Consider the following 20446-nt stretch of genomic DNA (forward strand, 5'->3'; position numbering starts at 1 on the left):
AATACTAAAAATGAGTAAAATCAAAGTTGGAGTTGTGGGTACTGGTTTTATCGGACCTGCTCATATTGAGGCTTTAAGACGACTTCCTAACATAGAAGTAGTGGCATTGTGTGAGGTGAATATAGAGTTGGCAACGGCAAAAGCTGCTCAACTGGGCATAGAAAGACCATGTACATTTGATCAACTTTTGGCTATGGAAGACATTGAATGTGTGCACATTTGTACACCAAATTTCTTGCATTATTACCAGTCAAAAGCTGTTCTAGAAGCAGGAAAACATTGTGTTTGTGAAAAACCTTTGGCTACTAATCTTGAAGAAGCAGCGGAATTAGTTGAATTAGCAGCAAAATCTGGTTTGGTAAATGCTGTTCATTTCAATTTAAGATATTATCCTTTGGTTCGTCAAATGAAAATGATGAAAGAGAAAGGTGAATTAGGCGAAATTTATTCAATCATAGGTTCATATTTGCAAGACTGGCTTTTTTATGCAACGGATTATAACTGGCGTTTAGAGCCTGACAAATCTGGAGATTCAAGAGCTATTGCTGATATAGGTTCGCACCTTTTAGATTTAATAGAATATGTAACTGGCTTGAAAACTGTTCAAGTTATGGCAGATTTTAATACTGTTCACAAAAATCGTAAAAAGCCATTGAAGCCTATAGAGACCTATTCAGGCAAGATGCTTCAAGCCGAAGATTATGCTGATGTGCTAATTAATACTGAAGATACTGCCAATGTACTTTTGAGGTTTGACAATGGAAATACGGGTTCAGTTACAGTTTCACAAGTTTCGGCTGGTAGAAAAAACCAATTGAAAGTTGAAATTTCGGGTTCATTAAAAACTTTGGCTTGGAATTCAGAGTCGCCAAATGAAGTTTGGATTGGTAGCCGCGATGGAGCCAATTCAGTTTTGATGAGAGATCCGTCATTGGTTCATGAGGAAGTTCGATCATTGATAACCTATCCAGGAGGACATAATGAAGGCTTTGGAGATACTTCTAAGCAATTGTTTAAGGAAGTTTATCAAGCTGTGGCTGAGGGTAAACAACCTGAAAGTCCGAAGTTCCCAACGTTTGCGGATGGTTACAGAGAATTATTGATTTGTGAGAGAATTCTAGAAAGTAGCCGAAGTGATAAGTGGGTTACCGTTTGATTTACGATTGATTCGATTTACGATTGATTCGATTAATGATTAATTTGATTTACGATTAATTCGATTTTAGATATTTATAATACTTAAAAGGCTATCAGCTAGGAGCCAAAAGCAAAAAAATAATGAAAACAATAAAAGGACCAGGGATATTTTTAGCCCAGTTTATGGGTGATGAAGCACCATTTAATTCATTGGATACCATAGCCGATTACATGGCTGATTTGGAGTACAAAGGTATTCAGTTGCCAACATGGGATCCAAGAGTGATTGATTTGCAAAAAGCTGCTGAATCAAAAACGTATTGTGATGAATTGAAAGGAAAATTGGCGGATAAAGGTTTAGAAATAACAGAACTTTCGACCCACCTTCAAGGGCAGTTGATTGCATCGCATCCTGCATACAATACGATGTATGATGCTTTTGCTCCTGCGGCTGTTCATGGAGACGAACCCGCCCGTAGAGCTTGGGCAGAGCAACAGCTGAAATATGCAGCGGTAGCTTCGAAAAACTTAGGTTTAACTTCTCACGTAGGATTTTCGGGTGCTTTGGCTTGGCCATTTTTATACCCTTGGCCGCAAAGACCATCGGGATTGATAGAAACAGCATTTAAAGAATTGGCCAACAGATGGAAGCCGATTTTGGATGTTTATGACGAAAACGGTGTAGATTATTGCTATGAATTGCACCCAGGTGAAGACCTTTTTGATGGTTCTACTTTTGAGATGTTTGTAGATTATTTAGACGGGCATACAAGAGCCAATATTAACTACGATCCAAGTCATTTTGTGTTACAATGTTTGGATTACGTACAGTTTATTGATCTTTATCATGATAGAATCAAAGCATTCCATGTAAAAGATGCGGAGTTTAATGCAACTGGAAAACAAGGCGTTTACTCTGGATATTCTGGCTGGGCAGACAGAGCTGGTCGTTTCCGTTCATTAGGCGATGGTCAAGTGGATTTTGGAACAATTTTCTCTAAACTTTCACAATACGATTACGACGGTTGGGCGGTTTTGGAATGGGAATGTTGCATCAAATCCTCAGAGCAAGGAGCAGCCGAAGGTGCACCATTTATCGAAAGCCATATAATAGAAGTAGCAACCAGAGCTTTTGACGATTTTGCTGCTACTGGTGCTGACGAGGCAGTAAATAAGAAAGTTTTAGGTATTTGATTTTCTTTCCTTCAATTTGAATAGTAAAAAAGAGCCGGAAGGCTCTTTTTTATGTTACCAAAATATCAACTTTGATGGTCTGAATTCAGAAATAATTATTTCTTTCTCATTTTCAAAAAATACAATGGTGTACTTCTTATGAAAATTGACACATTTCAAACCTAATGCCGCTCTACTTTTTTCTCAGCAAAGTCTATAGATTTTGAATTCAGAGTCTAATTTTTCAATAAAATCATATACAGAGTCAGAATATTTTCCGCTGTTTTTTCTAAGCGTTTGGATTCTATATAAAATGAGATAGAAGAGATACTTTCAGATGCAGATTTTTTTATTCTGATTTTTCTTTTGCCCATAGATTTATGAGTTTCCTACTATATTTCCGGGCTTCTTCAATGGTAAACAAATCATCTTGTTCAACACCTAGAATAGCATTTTTTTGAAGAACTTTATATTCCTTATTGGAAGCTATGAAAAATTTCTTTTTATTAATAATTACTCCAGATGCCATTTTCTTTATATTTAAAAGTATTCGAATATAATATTTTTTTTCAAAAGTAGAGTTTTGAATCTTTCATTTTTTCTTTCATTCAGGAAATTGGCTTCATATCCAATTCCCCCATTAAATCCCTACCTTTGTATTTCAATTAACACTTTTTGACATTGGAAACATTCAAGCAACTCGGAGTAACCGAAAATTTGATAAAGGCTCTCGAGGAAAATAAAATAATTAAACCTTCTGAAATACAGCAACTTGTAATTCCTTATCTTTTAAAAAACAATACGGATTTTGTTGGTCAGGCTCAAACAGGAACTGGTAAAACAGTAGCGTTTGGAATTCCCCTTTTGCAAAGACTCAATCCCAAAATCAAAGAAATTCAAGTTTTGGTTTTGTCGCCAACCAGAGAATTATGCCAACAAATAGCCAAGCAGATTTTTAAAATGACAAAATACTCTGAAAAAGTATTTGCAGAAGCAGTATATGGAGGTGAAAAGATTGAAATTCAGATGGCTAGGTTGCAGCGTCCAACGCAGGTTGTGGTGGCCACTCCCGGTAGATTGAAGGATTTGTTAGAAAGAAAAGCTTTGGATATCAGTAAAGTGAAAACTTTAGTATTAGATGAAGCGGACGAAATGCTAAGCATGGGTTTTAAAGATGCCATAGATGAGATAATAGCACAAATACATCCTGAAAATATCAAATGGTTATTTACGGCAACTGTTCCAGATTCCTTAAAGAGACTCATGGAAAAATACATGGCTCCTGATGTTCACAAAGTGAGCGTAAGCAAGCAAGAAGTTGTAAATAATAAGATTGAGCACCAGTTTTTTATCTGTGAAAACAAGGTTAAGTTTGACTACGTTCTGAAGTTTTTAGAATCCCAAGGAGCTGCCAGAGGAATAGTATTTGTGAGAACTCGAGATGATGCTCAAATGGTGGCTAAAAGACTAAAAGCCAAAGGTATATCTACTGATGCCATACATGGTGATTTAGAGCAAAGAGACCGCGACAAAGTGATGCGAGCCTTTAAAAATAAGAAAATACAAGTTTTGGTGGCGACGGATATTTCGGCCAGAGGTATTGATATTGAAGGACTTAGCTATGTGGTTCATTATCAGCTTCCTGACCAAATAGAATACTACACACACAGAAGTGGACGTACCGCTCGAGCAGGCAAAAGAGGTATTTCGATTGCTTTTGTAAGTTCGGAAGAATTACAAATAATTAGAGTAATAGAGAAAAACTTGAATATAAAGTTTTTGAAGATTTAATGGGTTTGTAAAGCTTAAGGTTTTTATGGTTTAGGAAGACTTTATTAAAATTTACTATATTGCGGTGTAAATCAAATAATGTCCCATGCGTATTTTGATAGCCGATGACCATCAATTCATTTTGGAAAGTATAGAGATTTTGCTCTCAACCATACCCGAATATGAAGTGGTGGCCACTTTTAATAATGGAAAAGAGCTTTTTGATTCTCTAAATTTTCATGAAAATATTGATCTGGTAATGACAGATTATAATATGCCTCAAATGAATGGTATTGAGCTTACTTACCAAATTCGTCAAAAATACCCTCAAATTAAAATACTATTGCTTACAGTTTCAGAGGAAGTTCAAACTATTCAGGAAGCTTTTCAAGCAGGCGTTTCGGGGTATGTAATGAAAAAAGCGGGAAAGGAAGAATTTGAAAAAGCCATAAAAGTTGTATCTTCTGGAAAGAAATATTATAGTGAATCGGTTGTTTTTGAGCTTTTAAATAGAGACAAAAAAATATCAGATTTGGTGGGAGATAATTTGAAAGATGATTTGGCTAAATTATCGATTAGAGAAATTGAAATAATAAAACTTATAGCAGAGGAAAATTCTACCAATGAAATCGCTGAGAAATTATTTCTAAGTCCTGCAACTGTCGAAACCCACCGTCATAACATTTTGAAAAAACTTGGTATTAAAAATTCAATTGGTTTGGTGAAGTTCGCTTTGAAAAATAGTATTATTTAAAAATGGCTTTAAACTGGGATTTGTATATTTACTTTTAGTCCATTTTCATTAATAAAATCTATTTTCCCTTTCAATGATGCCACTCTAGACCGCAAATTTGGCATTCCCATACCTTTTTTCTCGGCATTTTCTGGTAAACCAACACCATTGTCAGAAATATTCAATTGCAGCGTATTTCCAAATTTTTCTAAGCTTACAATTGCCTCTTGAGCATGGGAGTGTTTCAAAATATTGTTTGAAATCTCAAGTAGTAAACTGAAAATCTCATATTCTATTCTACTTTCATACCTACCAAGGCTATCAGATATTTGGATTGTAAATTGAGTTTTTCCCAAAGAATTTAGTTCCTCGATTAGTTTTTCAATAGAAACCTTTAAACCTTTAGTTTCGAGATCTTCTGGCAATAGATTGTGCGAAATTAACCTTACATCCGTGTAAACTTCAGCAAGAGCGTTGATTGTTGAATTATAGATATTCCCTTGTTTTTCAGTTTCAAACTTAGGTTGAATGGACTCCAAACGCCAGCGAATACCTGATATTTTTGCTGATAGATTATCATGGAGTTCTTGAGCAACTCTTTTACGCTCAATAGTTTGTCCTTTGATAAGTGCCTCCTTGATTTCTCTGTTTTTAGCAATGAGGTTTTTATTGTTTTTGTATAAATATAATGCAAATCCAGATCCTGCAAATAAACTTAAAATCAAAATGTTGCGAATTAGCTGATTTCTATTGGCTTCTGTTTGTAGTTTTTCGTTTTCAAGGGTCTTTATTTGAGCTTCTTTTTTGGCTAATTTATAATCTGTCTGGATTTTATTGTTTTTTTGGAGAGTTAAAGAATCTTCTTTTAATTTAAAAATCTTCAAATAATTTATTTCTTTTTCAATAGCAATTTTACTACTTATAAGACTCTGATTTTCAAGTTTTTGAATTTTTGATTCTTTGGTAGCTAAATCATAATCTGCGTAAATTTTTTGTGTTTTTTCATTTGTTAAAGAGTCTTCATGCTTTATGTAAAGTTCTAAATATTCAAGGGCTTTTTCTTTATTGTTTTGATATTTATGCACACCATATAACCAACCTTCCGTTAAAGAAATGAATTTCAGAGTTTCAAATTTCTTTGCATAAAAATAGGATTTTTCTAGATATTCTTGAGCTTTATCAAGCTTAGCATTAGCTATTTCTAATTCGGCCTTAAATCTATAAATTGACAGTAAACTATAATAATCTTGTTGCTTTTCGGCTAGATTTTGAGTCTTTTCTGTATAATATATGGCGTTTTTTGAATCTTTTAAAGCACTATAAGTGGTTGACAACATTCCATAAATTAAATTTTCTGTCAAATAACTTACTTTCTGATTCGTCATCAAATTTTCAGCTCTTTTTAAAGTTTCTATTGTCTTTGGTATACTCCCTGAAGTATTAAGATAATTGGCTTCGTAAATTAAACCAGAACACATAATGTCAGCATTTTTGGTTTTTCTTCCCAATTCATAAATTTCCTCAGAAATTTTCATTCCTTTCTTTAAAAATTCATTTTTATTTTCTGGAATGTTTTGAATATTCCAAAGCATTATTGAGGCAATTCTCAATTTTGCTGTTGCCAATGCCTCGTAGTTTTTTGTGTTTTCGAGCAGATCTTTTGCTTTTAGACATAGTGCTAATCCATTTGAAAAGTCATTGTCAAAATAGGAAGAATAATAGGATTTATTTATTAGCAACATGCCATCACCAACCTTCCATTTAATTCTCCTTGTTAGGTTTTCAAGAGAATCAAGCCTAAGTTTTGCATTTTTTTCATGAAAATAGATAGAATAATAAGAGTACCTCCAGTAAGCCGTAACCAGCAAGGTGTCTCTTTTTAAACTTTGAGGCTTTTTGTTTAATAACATCACTTCTTTTGCCAGACTATCTATTAGTGGGCGACCAGCAATGGCATTAAATGGTAAGAAAAATATTAAAATGAAAAAAAGTTTCTTCATGTTTTAGCGAAAAATCTTTTGAAGTAAGGTAAAAAACAAGCTATTCCAAAGTTTTTTGACAAAATACAGGTTTACCTGTATGCTATTGAAATAATATACAAGAAATCATGGATTGATTGGAGAAAAAGGGCTTAGCAAATTTGTAGCATAATTTAAATGTCCCATGAAAAGTCAAGAAATCAGTATACTAAAAAAGAAAAAGGTAATGCCAGATGAAGTAATCTACCTTTTAGGCGAAATCAATTACACTACTTTTTACCTGAAAAATGGCGGAAAAATCACCATCGCCAAAACGCTCAAAAAACTATCAGAACAGTTTAATGTGAGTAACGATTTTTTCAGGTCACACAAATCGTGCATCGTCAATCTCAACTACATAAGTTGCATTGAATCAAGCTCTTTACGCTTGATTAATAACCATTCTGTTTTGGTGTCAAGACGTAGAAAAGAGCATTTGGGGCAAAATTTTAACCAATTGATGAGCGGGAATTGATAATGAGAAAAACACTCCTTTATATCGCCTTACCATTTATTTTTTGGCAATGTCAGGAAGCTGAAACAGTAACTCCAGTGGACACCACAAGTGCCAAAACAAAATTGATAACCGCCCAAAAGTGGAATATCTTTAAATATACCATTGGAACACCAAATACACCTACACGGAGTATTTCACAGCTGGCCACAGAAACTACCGGGCCTTACTATACTGATTTTTCGTTTGCCTATATAACTTTTAAAAGTGATGGTACTTATAATGCTCTTGAAGTATATAATGAACTAAGTGAAAATTTAAGTTGGGAATGGATAAAAAATGAATCCGAAATTAATTTTCAAAGACCCGGTCTTACCGAAAAACAACCAGCAATAGTAGAAGTGCTGGATAAAAGTAATCTTAGGCTTCATTATTATTATAAAAAAGGGCTTACGCCAGATAGCAAATGGAAAACCTTGTCTGACGACCTCCGATCGAAGGGTTTTGGCATTGGCTTTACGGAGGCATATATAATTATTGATTATTTGGCAGCGAAATGAAAAAGATTCATTTTCTATTATACTTAATTTCGAAACTTGCCATGAGTCAAGTACCAACCAAAGATTGGGATAAAACAGTTGGTGGTAATGCTTATGATTATGCAACAGCTATTGTGGCTGCCAATGATGGAGGTTTTTTGATCTTAGGAAGTTCGAGTAGTGGGATAAGTGGTGACAAAACCGAAGCCAATAGAGGAGGTGTAAATGAATTTGGTTTTCCGAATAATGACTATTGGGCTGTAAAATTAAACAGTCTTGGGCAAAAAGAATGGGAGAAAACTTATGGTGGAAACGGGGAAGATTTTGCAACTGCCGCAGTAGCTACTTCAGATGGTGGATTTATATTAGCTGGTTACTCCAACTCAGGTATTTCAGGAGAAAAAACTCAGGCGAGTAAGGGTGGAAATGACTTTTGGATAATTAAAATAAGCAGTACTGGTCAACCAATATGGGATAAATCTATTGGGGGAAGTGGAAGGGACGAGGCAAGGGCAATAACCTCTGTTTCGGATGGGGGATTTGTTATTGCAGGTGACTCAAACTCTGATATTTCAGGAGATAAAACAGAGGATAATCCTTCTAGTCATGTTTATGGTGATATGTGGGTTGTAAAAATAAATGGTGCGGGAACAAAAATTTGGGACAAACAAATAAGTGGACCAGGTTTCGATAATTCCAGGTCTATTGTATCCACAACCGATGGTGGTTTTCTAATTCTTGGGAATTCGGATTCGGTCATTGGCTACGATAAAACAGAAAGTAATCGAGGAGTTTGGGACTTTTGGATAATTAAACTAAATAACTCTGGGCAAATACTCTGGGATAAGACTATTGGAGGAAACCATAGTGATGTGCCATATTCTTTAGTACCTACAAATGATGGTGGTTTTGCTATTTTAGGGCATTCCAGCTCAGATATTTCTTTTGAAAAATCTGAGGCCAATTTCGGTTCAGATGATTACTGGCTTGTAAAAATAAATAGCTCGGGTATAAAAGAATGGGACAAAGCCTTTGGGGGAACTGGTTATGAGCGGCCAAGAGTAGTTGTTGCCTTGCAAGATGGTTCCTTTATTTTAGCCGGAAGTTCAGAATCCCCTATTTCGGGCAGTAAAACTGAATCACCAATAGGAGGTGAAGATATTTGGTTAGTTGGAGTGAATAATTTGGGTCAAAAACTTTGGGATAAAACCATCGGAAGTACATTTACAGACTATGCAAATGCTCTTTCAAAATCAGTGGATGGCGGCTTAGTTATTACTGGAATTTCGGAGGGGCCAATTTCAGGTGATAAAACAGAAATAGGAATTGGTAATTATGATTACTGGACTTTAAAGTTTGTAATTTCTACCGCCATCTTCGAATCCATCACCACCGGCAACTGGAATGTTGGCAGCACCTGGATTTCGCCTACAAATACGCTTTTACCAACCGCAACCAAAACTGCTAAAATAAATAGTTCAAACATAGTAACCGTACCCAATACAGGCAATCAAGTAAAAAACATACAAATGAATGGCGGCGTAATCAATTTAAATGGTGGCACTTTAGAAATCAAAAATCAATGAGAAAGATAGTTTACATGTTAGCCATAATATTATTTTGTTTTAATCAAATTGGATTAGCACAAGTTAGTGGTTATACATTTAGCCAAACAAACGGCACCTACATACCCATTACTGGAGGCAAGGTTTATGGCACTTTCAATTCAAAATACGAAACGTTTTTTGATGAAAATAACCCGTCTGGGATATGTCGTGGGATCAGCTATTATTGTGATATTAATGCAGCGGGATTACCCATAGGCTTTGATTTTATTTTCAATAATCGTGTCTTTGATAGGATTGGTGTAAGTTACAATGGCGTTATAAGTTTGGGTTCAAGTAGTTTTAGCCCTGCAGTAGATGCCAATGTATATAATTTATCCGATGGAATTCCCTCATCAGGAGCTCATCTAAGGAATAGAATTGCTGGTTTGCTGAAAGATAATGTTGCCAACCCTAATTCTGAGGTTCGGGTCGAAACTATCGGGACAGCTCCAAATAGAATCTGTGTTATACAATGGTCCAATGTACATGAATATGGCCTTATTGGTGATAATGTTAACTTTCAAATTCAGCTTTTAGAAACCAGTAACCAAGTAAAAGTAGTATTTGGAAGTTGTACCGGAATAGCAGCCAATGCTGGAGCAGAAGTGGGACTTGGAGGCGAAACTCCAACTGATTTTAATAATAGAGTAGGGACTGGTGCTTGGAATGCCACAACGGCAGGTATTTCTAATACTGCAATGGTAGCATTTAATAATTTGAATGTTCCTAATTCTGGTTTAACATTTATATGGACTCCGCAAACCATTGTTTGTAAACCTCCTGCAAACGTTAATATTACTTCAGTGACCACACCAAATGCGAGCTTTAACTGGGCTTCTGTAGCTGGGGCAAGTTCTTATGAATACGCTTTTTCAACAAGCCAAATGCCCCCAGCCAGCGGTACAAATACAACTTCACTTTCAGCATCTGTCACAACAGCAGTAAGTAATACTGTTCTTTATGCACATGTGCGTAGCAAGTGTGGGGGAAGCTTTTCCGCATGGAAATCTGCAGTATATGTGCCATGTGTAAGTTTGGTTTTACCTATAAATGGATATTCTGGCATGAGCTATGCTGGAGCACCTCCTAACTTTGCATCTGGAGCAGGCTTTAATTGGAATACCATTAATGGCATTTCAAGCTATTGGTTTTATTATAGTAGCGATAATTGGGCAACAACCGATTCTGTTTCTGCTTCGGGAAATAGTGTGTCTTTTAATCATAATCCTTATTCATCTTATTCTAATATCCCTTTTGAAAAGGGTACAAATTATAAATGGTTTGTAAAAGCAAACTATGGGGCTTATAATTCAAATAATTGTAAAGCAAGTAATTCATTTTCCTTTTCAACATTGCCAGGCTCACCAAATTGCAGCCAACTTGTTTCGCCTGCAAATAGTGCTACAAATGTTTCATTGGCACCTACTTTAACTTGGAATGCCCCTACCACAGGCCCCGCACCGACAGGCTACAAATTATATCTAGATGAACATATTAATAATTTAACAAATCCAATTCAAATATCTGCACCTGCCACAACATATACTTTTAGTAATTCCAGATATTATTACGACCAACCAATTTATTGGAAAATACGACCAGAAAATATTGAAAATCAAGGAACTGGGCATGCTGGTTGTGAGGCCGGAATTTACTATTTCAAAAACCCACCACTTACCTGTGGCCAAACTTATTATGACACAGGAGGACCAACAGGTGAATATTCTTATAATGACTCCACTGTTACTACAATTCATCCAACTGTAGCAACAGATAAAGTAAAAGTAACTTTCACAACTTTCCAGCTGGAATCGGCATATGGGAAAGATACCTTATATGTATTTGACGGGCCTGATGTCAATTCACCATCATTAGGCAAGTTTCACACCAATAATATCCCAGAACAATTTATCTCATCCCATAGTTCTGGAGCATTAACATTCAAATTTTTAGCTGGAGGTGCAAATTCGTGGAATGGGTGGGCAGCACCAGTTACATGCACAGCACCACCAACCTGTTATATGCCTCTCGTCTTGTCTGCCTCTAATATCACACCCACGTCATTTCTATTAAGTTGGACCGCCTCAGGAGTCCCTCCAGGTATTGGATATGATATTTTTGTTACAACTAATATAGTGCCCACAGCTACTACTACCCCCACTTATAGTACTACGAGTTTAAATAGATTATTAACAGGCCTTTCGGCAAATACATCCTATTATGTTTATGTGAGGAGCAATTGTGACAATACAAATAAAAGCGAATGGAAATATATAAAGGTATGGACCATGCCCATATCTCCAACCCAGGATGAGCCAACAGGTGCTATTACCTTACCAGTAGTCTCAACTATATGTAACTTTGATTATTCACCAAGTTATTCATTTCAAGGTGCTACCAATACCAGTTCGGTCACAAATCCATCTTGTGGTAAGGCTTCCGTTAAAGACCTTTGGTTTAAAATAACTGTGCCAGCGAGTGGTGCCATGGTATTTAAACTAAGTCCATATCGCGGTGTTCTGCATTATTCTTCTAAACTTGGTATGGCAATTTATAGCAATACTTATTTTAAATATTTATGTGATACCAAAAGTGATGTCGTTTTAAGTTTGAATGGTTTAAGTCCTGGCGATCAAATATATATAAGAGTGTGGGACGAAGATATTGAGCCAAATTCTTTTTTTGAAATATGTGTATATGACCCAGGTGCAGCTCCAAATTGTGCAACTATTACCAGTCCAGCTAATGGGGCGACCAATGTGGCCATCAATTCACCAATTACTTGGTCGGCACCTGTTGGTGGAACTACGCCCTTAAACTATAAAGTTTTGTTAAGTACTTCGAATCCGCCAATATCACAAATGGCTTATTTGAATGCTTCAACTACTACTTTCACACCCAATTCTTTATTGGCAGGCACAACTTATTATTTAAAGGTTATTCCTACTAATTACAGTGGCGATGCAGGTGGTTGCTGTGCTAGTTGTCCCATGGTAACTTTCACAAATACAAATCCAGTTTGTACTACTAACTTTTATGACCCTGGTGGACCATCGGGCAATTATTCAGCTTCTGCACCTGTTACAACGGTTTTTACGCCTACCGCTCCAAATTTAAAGGTTAAAGTAACTTTCAACTCCTTTAATATTGATAAATTTAGCAATCTGAAAATGTATAATGGACCCAATGCGAGTAGTGAACTCATTGGAACCTATACCAAGTATAATTTACCTACAACTTATACCGCCACGGGACCTACAGGTCAACTCACATTTGTATTTACCAATATTGATCAATTTTCAACAGGACCAGGTTGGGATGCTGCAATATCATTATGTGAGCCAGCCGGGGAAGGTCCAACAAGTTTAACTTCAATAAGCTATGGGCCCACTACCAGTACTACTGCAACCATTTCTTGGTATGGTTGTGGTAGTGAGTTTTACCATTCAACTTCACAAACCACACCTATTCCAAGTACAACACCTACCTTTTATGCCAACGGTTCGGTTTCTTTAAAAAATCTCATTCCAAATACCCATTATTATGTTTGGGTACGATGCGTAACCGATGGAGTAAAAGAGATATGGCGGGCCTTACCTGATGGCTTTTATACTAAAGTAGCCAATGATTTACCACAAAATGCCATCACTCTGAATAGCTCTTGTTCAGGTGTTCCTTATAATATCTCAAATGCAAGCCATAATAACAGAGAGGTGCTTCCAGGCTGCGATTATATTGTAAGTTTTGCAGGTGGAGGTGTTAAAGCTAGTAGTTTAAAAGCTATGTGGTATAAGTTTGTGGCACCTCCTTCTGGTTCAGTAAAAATTTCAACCGATTACCTTGGAGGTACTTTGGAGTACACTCGTTTGGGTCTTTTTTCAGCCACAGATGTTAATGATTTTGGCACATTTACAAATATTGCATGTGCTGATAGCAATGGGGTAAATATCGGGATGTCAAACCTATACGCTTCAGGTTTAGTGGCAGGTAATACATACTACGTAAATGTAGAGCAAGGTAGCCTATTTGATGAGGGTTCTTTTTGCATAACCATGCAAGAGCTGACTACATCCATGTTGGCATCGACAGGAAGTTGCACCATTGGAAAAACCATTTTTCCAACAAACCCTAACTACAGAGGCTGGATATCCATGACAGACATTACTGGTAAGCTCATATTAAACCTTAAACAAACCTCTGGTTCAGCTATAGGCTATATGCCTTCCTTAAATGTTTCAGCTTCTGCTAGAAACGATGGGTCAAGTATTCCTTATGGCAATAGAAATTTTTTTATAAATGGAAATGGTGTGAATTCAGCTGATATTCAGTTTTTCATGTTAAATGCTGAGATTTCCAACTTAGCAGCAACTGTTCCTGAATTAAGTGTTAGAAATTTATATTCAACTGTTTGCGTGCCTAATTATAGCTCAGGAGGTCTTTTAGTAAATCAAAATTCAGCCAGTCAACAAAATGGTATCACTATGATAAATGTAACAGCATCAGGATTGTCAAATTTTTATATTCAAAAAGGAATTCTTGCCGCCATCTTCGAATCCATCACCACCGGCAATTGGAATGTTGGCAGCACCTGGATTTCGCCTACTAATACATTATTACCTAATGCAACCAAAACTGCTAAAATAAATTCAACTCACACAGTAAGCATACCGAACTCAGTCAATCAAGTAAAAACCATTCAAATGAATGGCGGCGTAATCAATTTAAATGGTGGCACTTTAGAAATTAAAAATCAATGAGAAAGATAATAGTTGTATTAATTCTAATTAATCAAGTTGTTTTTGGACAAACACTTGAAATAGTAAAGAATATTAATAATTTTCAATACCCCAATTTATTAAACTCATCTGCAAAAATAAATGGGTTCTTGTATTTTGCTTCAAATACAAGCGATAAGTTTTCACTTTGGAAGACCGATGGCACTAATTCAGGAACAATTCAGGTCTTAACTGAGTTTTCTAATGTTAAATTTTTAAATATCTTAATTTCAACACCTACTAAGTTTTTCATTGAGGTAAATAATGACGGAGTAAATCAACTATGGATAACTGATGGTACTGCAACTGGAACAACCAATATATTAAATGTCCCATCTTTGCTTTACAATCCTAAAGTGTTGATAGGCAATGAATTGTATTTTACTTTTGTTCCAGTAGGAGGTACTACTTCAGAGCTTTGGAAAACAGATGGAACAATTGCAGGTACCACATTAATAAGTAATTTTGGAATGCCTTCATTTTTTGGAATAGGTGAAATTACAAATTTAAATGGATCGGCACTTTTTTCAGTACGAGAAAGTGGAGGCTCAAGTCTTTGGCTGTCAAATGGCACTTTCAATGGTACTACCAAAATTATTGATATAAATACAAATTCCAATATTTATCCTAATAAATTTGGGGTTTTAGGGACAAAGGCTTATTACGTAAACTATGATATTACTAACGGTTATGAACTTTGGGTGACAGATGGTACAGCCTCTGGAACTCATTTATTCGTCGACTTGAATCTTGGTAGTGGTAATTCTTCACCTATCGGCAATACTTTTACAACTTGTAATGGTTTATTATTTTTTGTTGCCAATAATGGTACTGCATATAAACTTTACAAAACTGATGGGACCGAAGCAGGAACTGTTGCACTTTCTGATGCAGTAAATAGCCAATTTAGTACCTTCGATAATTTATGTTTTTGTGCAAACACTACTTTATATTTTAGATCTTCTACTTTTTCTACAGGTATAGAACTATCTAAAACTGATGGTACTATCGCTGGCACTTCCTTTATTAAAGATATAAACGTTGGAACAGGAAATAGTAATCCTATGGATTTTCAATATATCAATGGGAAAACCTTTTTTATGGCAATTACAGCAGCCAATGGAAGAGAAATGTATACTACAGATGGATCAACTGTAAATACCAATATAATTGCTGATTTGCTACCTGGTAGCAGCGACGGAATTTCATTTAAAGGAGCTGGCAACTGGGATATAAATAATAAATTGGTTTTTACGGGTTATTATGGACCTACTAGTTCATTTAAACCTTTTATAAGTGACGGAACAGCAGCTGGAACAGGTTTACTAAAAGATATATTAACTATAAATTATAGTTCAAATCCATTTGATCTTACAAAAATTGGAAATAGAATTTACTTCAGTGCTTCATCCAATTATGGAGCATTTTATCCTTATAATAAAAATCCGTATTTTACTGATGGTTCGATTCCAGGCACTCAAATTTTAAAAGATTTTGCAGTAAATTACTCATTTAATAATGATTTTGAATTCAGAAATATTGATAATACCAACTTTTATTTTACTAACGGAGGAAAATTTCTTTGTAAGTCAGATGGTACCTCTTCTGGAACAACTACCGTAGAGCCAACGGCTCTTGGATTTGGAGGTTTTGGGGTCTTAAACAATAATGCATTTTATGGAAAGACTGATGGGGCAAATGGTAATGAGTTATGGAAAAACGAAAATGGGGTTGGGACCTTTCTAAAAGACATATATTCAGGGGTGGGAGGTTCATTTCCTATTAATTTCTTTAACCATAATAATGAATTGTTTTTTTTTGCTAATAGCAATTTGTACGGCAAAGAACTTTGGAAAACTGATGGTACAATAACGGGCACTGTCTTGTTAAAAGACATGAATCCAGGTACGGATTGGTCATATATTGATGATGTCAAAACGATTTCACATAATGGTAGTTTTTATACTTTTTTAACAACAAGTAATGACGGAAAGACACTTTCATTGATTAAGTCTGACGGAACAACTGCAAATACCAATGCTATTTACGATTTTAATAAACTTACAGGTTCGACTTTTGGATATTTCATCGATAGAAATAGTAAGCTGTTTGTTTTTAATAATCAGGTATATTTTACAATTATAAATTGCAATAATTATCAAGCACATATCGAACTATGGAAAACTGATGGAACTAATATAGGGACTACATTCGTAAAAGTAGTTTCGCCAGATGTTACTGTTACTTCCGTCAATTCATCGCTTGAAATAAATGATTTAACCTATAATTTGTACCCTTTTTCAATTTTCGTTAAGGGCAATAAGTTTTATTTTTATACGCATTCATATCTCTATGTAAGCAATAGCGAAGAGTATTTTACGAATAAATTATGGATTAGCGATGGTACAGTTTTAGGCACTTCAGAACTCTCTTCTTTTACAGTTGATTATGAAAATTACAACTCATTTTTTAATGGAAACAAAAATTACATTTTTAACATAAGTGAAAATGAAATTGGTTTTGTTTTTTATGATTTGATTCATGGTCAAGAAATATGGAAAACTGATGGCACTATTGCAAACACCCAGTTTTTTTATGATATAAATCCTGGCCCAAAGGGAAGTTTTGCGGATAGTTTTACCGAATTGAATGGCTATTCTTATTTTGATGCTGACAATGGTACAATAGGCAATGAGTTATTGAGATTCAATCAGGCACTTCAGATTTTCGAAACTATTGCAACAGGAAATTGGAATGCTAACGCTACATGGAACTCCAACACTCCACCAACATCCACCAATACAACGAAAATAAATAATACCCATATCGTAACAATACCCAACACAGGCAACGAAGTGAAAACCATACAAATGAATGGCGGCGTAATCAATTTAAATGGCGGCACTTTAGAAATTAAAAATCAATGAGCATACAGGTAAACCTTTAGTCAATGTCGAAATTTTACAGGTATCCGTGGATTGATAGGTAGTACTGATATATAGAATTTTGTGATATAAGTATGAGAATTTTAAACTTACTAAAAATGAAAAAAAATCTACTTTTGATATTTATTCTTGGGAATTACTTGTCCGTTTATAGCCAAACCTGGACAGGGGCAATCAATACGCTTTGGAATGAGCCAGGAAATTGGAATACCAGTATATTGCCTGTTGCTACCAGCAATGTGACTATCCCAGGCTCACTTTCAAATTACCCTGTTTTGCAAGCTGATGTGACCATAAACAGCATAAATATGGCTTCGGGTAGTGTGATTGATTTCAATGGTAAAAAACTCACAATCAATTCTGTAAATGCTTACAACTATTTCACTGGAGCTACGCTCAACAACACCCTGGCAGCTACTGACATCGTGATAGACCTCGATTTGGGGGTTGGAGGATATTATACCGTTGTACATAACAACACTATCAATGACAACATAACTTTCAATCTTTCTGGCACCAATACCTTTTATGAGGCAAATACGGTTAGCACCCAGAATACCTTCCTTGGAGATGTAAACTATTTGGTAAACGGTTCAAGTATATTAGACATAGGAAACGGATCAAAATCAACCTATTCAGGGAATGTGAGTATTGTTCGAATGTCGGCAGGTTCAAGCACTATTTTTGGAGCTGGTGCTACTATTTCAGGTAATTTTTCATTCAACAATTCAACATCGGGCTCCACTTCATTGGGTAATCAAAATATAAAGACTGCAATCGGAGGTAAAGTGGATATTACGGTTTTAAATTCTTCTACCTCTCCATTTGCATTATATCACTTTGTTAATCAAACCTCAGGGGGAGCAATTGCCGTTCAAAATAGCTTGGGTTTTGACATAATTAACGATACGCTGCAAATAAATTCAATTGTTATCACTGATTTTAAGGGTTCAAATTACAGCAATCTTAAAACCAATTTGATTACAGGAAATGTAACGATAGCTGATGATCCCAGTTATGGTGGGGGCTATTATACCACCATTCAAAAAAATGAAATTGGTGGAACTGCTTCGTTTACCAATAACGGAAGTAATATTTTTTATGAAGCAAATAGTCCGAATACCCAAAATCTTTTTTCAGGAAATGTAAGCTATACAGCAAATGGATCGGGCACAATAGAGATCGGAAACTCAGCAAAATCTATATATGGTGGCAATGTAACCATAAATAGAACAGCCAGCGGAGCTTCCTTTATTTTTGGACACGGTGCTGTTATTAATGGTGATTTTTCTTTTACAAATTTAACAGCAGGTTCTTCCTATTTTGGTGAACTCACCAATAAAACTTCGATCGCTGGTAAAGTGGATATAACCATTAATAATTCAACCACTTCAAATTTCTTTATAAATCATTTTGTGAATCAAACTGCTGGCGGGGTAATTTCTATACAAAATACCATTGGTTTTGGAGTTCAATATGACACCCTTATGGTCAATTCAATTTCTATTACTGACTATAAAGGATCTCAGTATAGTAATTTTCGAAATAATAAAATTTCAGGAAACTTAATTTTAGCTGACGATGCCACCTATGGCGGAGGCTATTACACAACCATTTATAATAATGAAATTGGTGGAACTGCCATTTTTACCAATAACGGTACTAATGCATTTTATGATGCTAACACAGCCAATACAGCCAATAAATATTCAGGAAATGTGAGTTATACTGCCAATGGCTCTGGTGCATTAGATATTGGCAATGGCTCAAAATCTACTTACGGTGGCAATGTTAATATCACAAGAACAGCGGCGGGTACAAGCACTATTTTTGGAGCTGGGGCTACCATTACGGGTAATTTTTTATTTACCAATCCAACATCAGGCTCTACTGTTCTGGGTAATTTATCAAATAAAACGGATATAGGTGGTAAAGTTGATATAACGGTTACCAATATCCTTACCTCTTCTTTTTATTTATATCGCTTTGTTAATCAAACAGCTGGAGGGATAATTGCCATTCAGAACAGTTTAGGTTTTGAAGTATTGAACGATACACTCCTTGTTAATTCACTCTCAGTAACAGACTACACTGGAAGCCAATATGCCAAGCTCAATTACAATAAAATTTCAGGAGATGTTACTATAGCTGACCATGCAAGTTATGGCGGTGGTTATTATACTACTATTTATAAAAATGAAATTGGTGGTACAGCCAGTTTTACAAATAAAGGTACTAATACATTTTATGATGCTAACACAGCAAACACAGCAAATAAATATTTGGGTGATGTAATTTATACTAAAATAGGAGGTATTCTGGATATCTCTTCGGGTGCAGAAAACGAATATGGGAAAGGAATAACACTCAATTCGGCTTCTGGAATTAATCTTGTCAATGTTAAATTTATCGGTAGCTCTGACGGTGTTTTTGAACAACTGGGTACTCAGGCTTTTATTATTCCCAACATTAAATTAGAAAAAACAGGGGCTGGAAAAATAACGCTCAATAATCAACTTACAATTGGCAATTCAATAGCCTTTACGAGTGGCTATTTAATTGCAACAGTTGGTAAGGAATTGATTTTTCCTGACAACATAGGTTATACTGGAGCTTCCGATGCAAGTTATATTGAAGGTTCGGCCATAAAAATAGGCAATGATGCTTTTGTTTTTCCTTTAGGTGGTGAAGGCAAATTGGCCAAAATCAGTATCTCGGCACCTTCGAGCGTTACCGATGAATTTACAGCGAGCTATTTTAATAATGCTCCTGGAAATTCAACGCTCAAAGAAGTTACTTTGGACCATTTATCGCTCAATGAAGTTTGGTTATTGGCTCAAACAACCGGCAGCAGTAGCGTTTTAGTAAGCCTTAGCTGGGAAACCGCTCGAAGCGGAATAATAGACAACCTTTCGGATTTACGAATATCGAGCTATGTAAACGGGTCATGGGTTGATAATGGCAATGGTGGAACCACAGGTACCAATTTGTCGGGCGATATAGTTACGGCCGCACCTTTAAATGCATCAGGGCTTTTCACTTTGGCTTCGGCAACTAGTAGCAATAGCTTTTTACCCATTTTTGAAACTATAATAACTGGAAATTGGAATAACGGTGGCACTTGGATAGCACCTACAAATCCGGTAGTTCCAACAGCTAAAAAGATAGCCAAAATCAATGCTTCACATACCGTAAGTATACCAAACACTGGTAATACAATAAAAACCATTCAGATGAATGGTGGAGAACTGAACTTAACTGGAGGAACATTAGAAATCAAGAATCAATAAAAAAA

The 20446-nt window shown here is 35.6% G+C and carries 12 protein-coding genes; 10 read left to right on the forward strand and 2 right to left on the reverse strand.

All coding sequences use genetic code 11. The features are described from left to right. Positions 1-10: 10 nt before the first annotated feature. The gene (locus EGI22_RS02900) at positions 11-1156 is read left to right on the forward strand and encodes a Gfo/Idh/MocA family protein (protein WP_255066253.1); all 1146 of its coding nucleotides are present in this window, start codon (positions 11-13) and stop codon (positions 1154-1156) included. A gap of 122 nt (positions 1157-1278) precedes the next feature. Beyond that, entirely contained in the window at positions 1279-2331 is a 1053-nt protein-coding gene (locus EGI22_RS02905; RefSeq protein WP_255066255.1) for a sugar phosphate isomerase/epimerase, read from the forward strand. Positions 2332-2659: 328 nt separating this feature from the next. Here EGI22_RS02905 and EGI22_RS02910 read toward each other — a convergent pair whose 3' ends face one another. Beyond that, positions 2660-2839 (reverse strand): hypothetical protein, encoded by a 180-nt coding sequence (locus EGI22_RS02910; RefSeq protein WP_255066256.1) that lies wholly within the window; start codon positions 2837-2839, stop codon positions 2660-2662. Positions 2840-2991: 152 nt separating this feature from the next. Here EGI22_RS02910 and EGI22_RS02915 point away from each other — a divergent pair, with 152 nt between their 5' ends. After that, complete coding sequence (locus EGI22_RS02915) at positions 2992-4101, forward strand: DEAD/DEAH box helicase (protein ID WP_255066257.1); 1110 nt, start codon at positions 2992-2994, stop codon at positions 4099-4101. 85 nt (positions 4102-4186) lie between these two features. Further along, entirely contained in the window at positions 4187-4834 is a 648-nt protein-coding gene (locus EGI22_RS02920; RefSeq protein ID WP_255066259.1) for a response regulator transcription factor, read from the forward strand. A gap of 8 nt (positions 4835-4842) precedes the next feature. Here the strand turns inward: EGI22_RS02920 and EGI22_RS02925 are convergent, their stop codons facing one another. Beyond that, entirely contained in the window at positions 4843-6813 is a 1971-nt protein-coding gene (locus tag EGI22_RS02925) for a sensor histidine kinase (RefSeq protein WP_255066261.1), read from the reverse strand. Between the two features lie 163 nt (positions 6814-6976). Between EGI22_RS02925 and EGI22_RS02930 the strand changes: the two genes are divergently transcribed. From EGI22_RS02930 to EGI22_RS02955, 6 genes are all read left to right on the forward strand, one after another. Next, entirely contained in the window at positions 6977-7306 is a 330-nt protein-coding gene (locus EGI22_RS02930) for a LytTR family DNA-binding domain-containing protein (RefSeq protein ID WP_255066262.1), read from the forward strand. Between the two features lie 2 nt (positions 7307-7308). Further along, positions 7309-7845 carry a hypothetical protein gene (locus EGI22_RS02935; RefSeq protein WP_255066263.1) on the forward strand — a complete coding sequence of 179 codons (537 nt, stop codon included), beginning with the start codon at positions 7309-7311 and terminating at the stop codon, positions 7843-7845. Beyond that, positions 7842-9410 (forward strand): hypothetical protein, encoded by a 1569-nt coding sequence (locus tag EGI22_RS02940; protein WP_255066264.1) that lies wholly within the window; start codon positions 7842-7844, stop codon positions 9408-9410. Before EGI22_RS02935 ends, EGI22_RS02940 begins: the two co-directional genes overlap by 4 nt. Beyond that, positions 9407-14188, forward strand: coding sequence for a CUB domain-containing protein (locus EGI22_RS02945; RefSeq protein WP_255066265.1), 4782 nt, complete (start codon positions 9407-9409; stop codon positions 14186-14188). Before EGI22_RS02940 ends, EGI22_RS02945 begins: the two co-directional genes overlap by 4 nt. Then, on the forward strand, positions 14185-17133 hold the full coding sequence (locus EGI22_RS02950; RefSeq protein WP_255066266.1) for a hypothetical protein: 2949 nt from the start codon (positions 14185-14187) through the stop codon (positions 17131-17133). Before EGI22_RS02945 ends, EGI22_RS02950 begins: the two co-directional genes overlap by 4 nt. Positions 17134-17249: 116 nt before the next feature. Then, complete coding sequence (locus tag EGI22_RS02955) at positions 17250-20441, forward strand: hypothetical protein (protein WP_255066267.1); 3192 nt, start codon at positions 17250-17252, stop codon at positions 20439-20441. Positions 20442-20446: the final 5 nt, after the last annotated feature.

Source organism: Lacihabitans sp. LS3-19 (assembly GCF_024343575.1).
GTDB lineage: Bacteria > Bacteroidota > Bacteroidia > Cytophagales > Spirosomataceae > Leadbetterella.

Excerpts from the sequence above, each read along its gene's own strand:
- EGI22_RS02945 (WP_255066265.1), top strand. The coding sequence starts at position 9,407 with ATGAGAAAGATAGTTTACATGTTAGCCATAATATTATTTTGTTTTAAT.
- EGI22_RS02930 (WP_255066262.1), top strand. The coding sequence starts at position 6,977 with ATGAAAAGTCAAGAAATCAGTATACTAAAAAAGAAAAAGGTAATGCCA.
- EGI22_RS02910 (WP_255066256.1), bottom strand. The coding sequence starts at position 2,839 with ATGGCATCTGGAGTAATTATTAATAAAAAGAAATTTTTCATAGCTTCC.
- EGI22_RS02955 (WP_255066267.1), top strand. The coding sequence starts at position 17,250 with ATGAAAAAAAATCTACTTTTGATATTTATTCTTGGGAATTACTTGTCC.
- EGI22_RS02925 (WP_255066261.1), bottom strand. The coding sequence starts at position 6,813 with ATGAAGAAACTTTTTTTCATTTTAATATTTTTCTTACCATTTAATGCC.
- EGI22_RS02905 (WP_255066255.1), top strand. The coding sequence starts at position 1,279 with ATGAAAACAATAAAAGGACCAGGGATATTTTTAGCCCAGTTTATGGGT.
- EGI22_RS02920 (WP_255066259.1), top strand. The coding sequence starts at position 4,187 with ATGCGTATTTTGATAGCCGATGACCATCAATTCATTTTGGAAAGTATA.
- EGI22_RS02940 (WP_255066264.1), top strand. The coding sequence starts at position 7,842 with ATGAAAAAGATTCATTTTCTATTATACTTAATTTCGAAACTTGCCATG.
- EGI22_RS02935 (WP_255066263.1), top strand. The coding sequence starts at position 7,309 with ATGAGAAAAACACTCCTTTATATCGCCTTACCATTTATTTTTTGGCAA.
- EGI22_RS02900 (WP_255066253.1), top strand. The coding sequence starts at position 11 with ATGAGTAAAATCAAAGTTGGAGTTGTGGGTACTGGTTTTATCGGACCT.
- EGI22_RS02950 (WP_255066266.1), top strand. The coding sequence starts at position 14,185 with ATGAGAAAGATAATAGTTGTATTAATTCTAATTAATCAAGTTGTTTTT.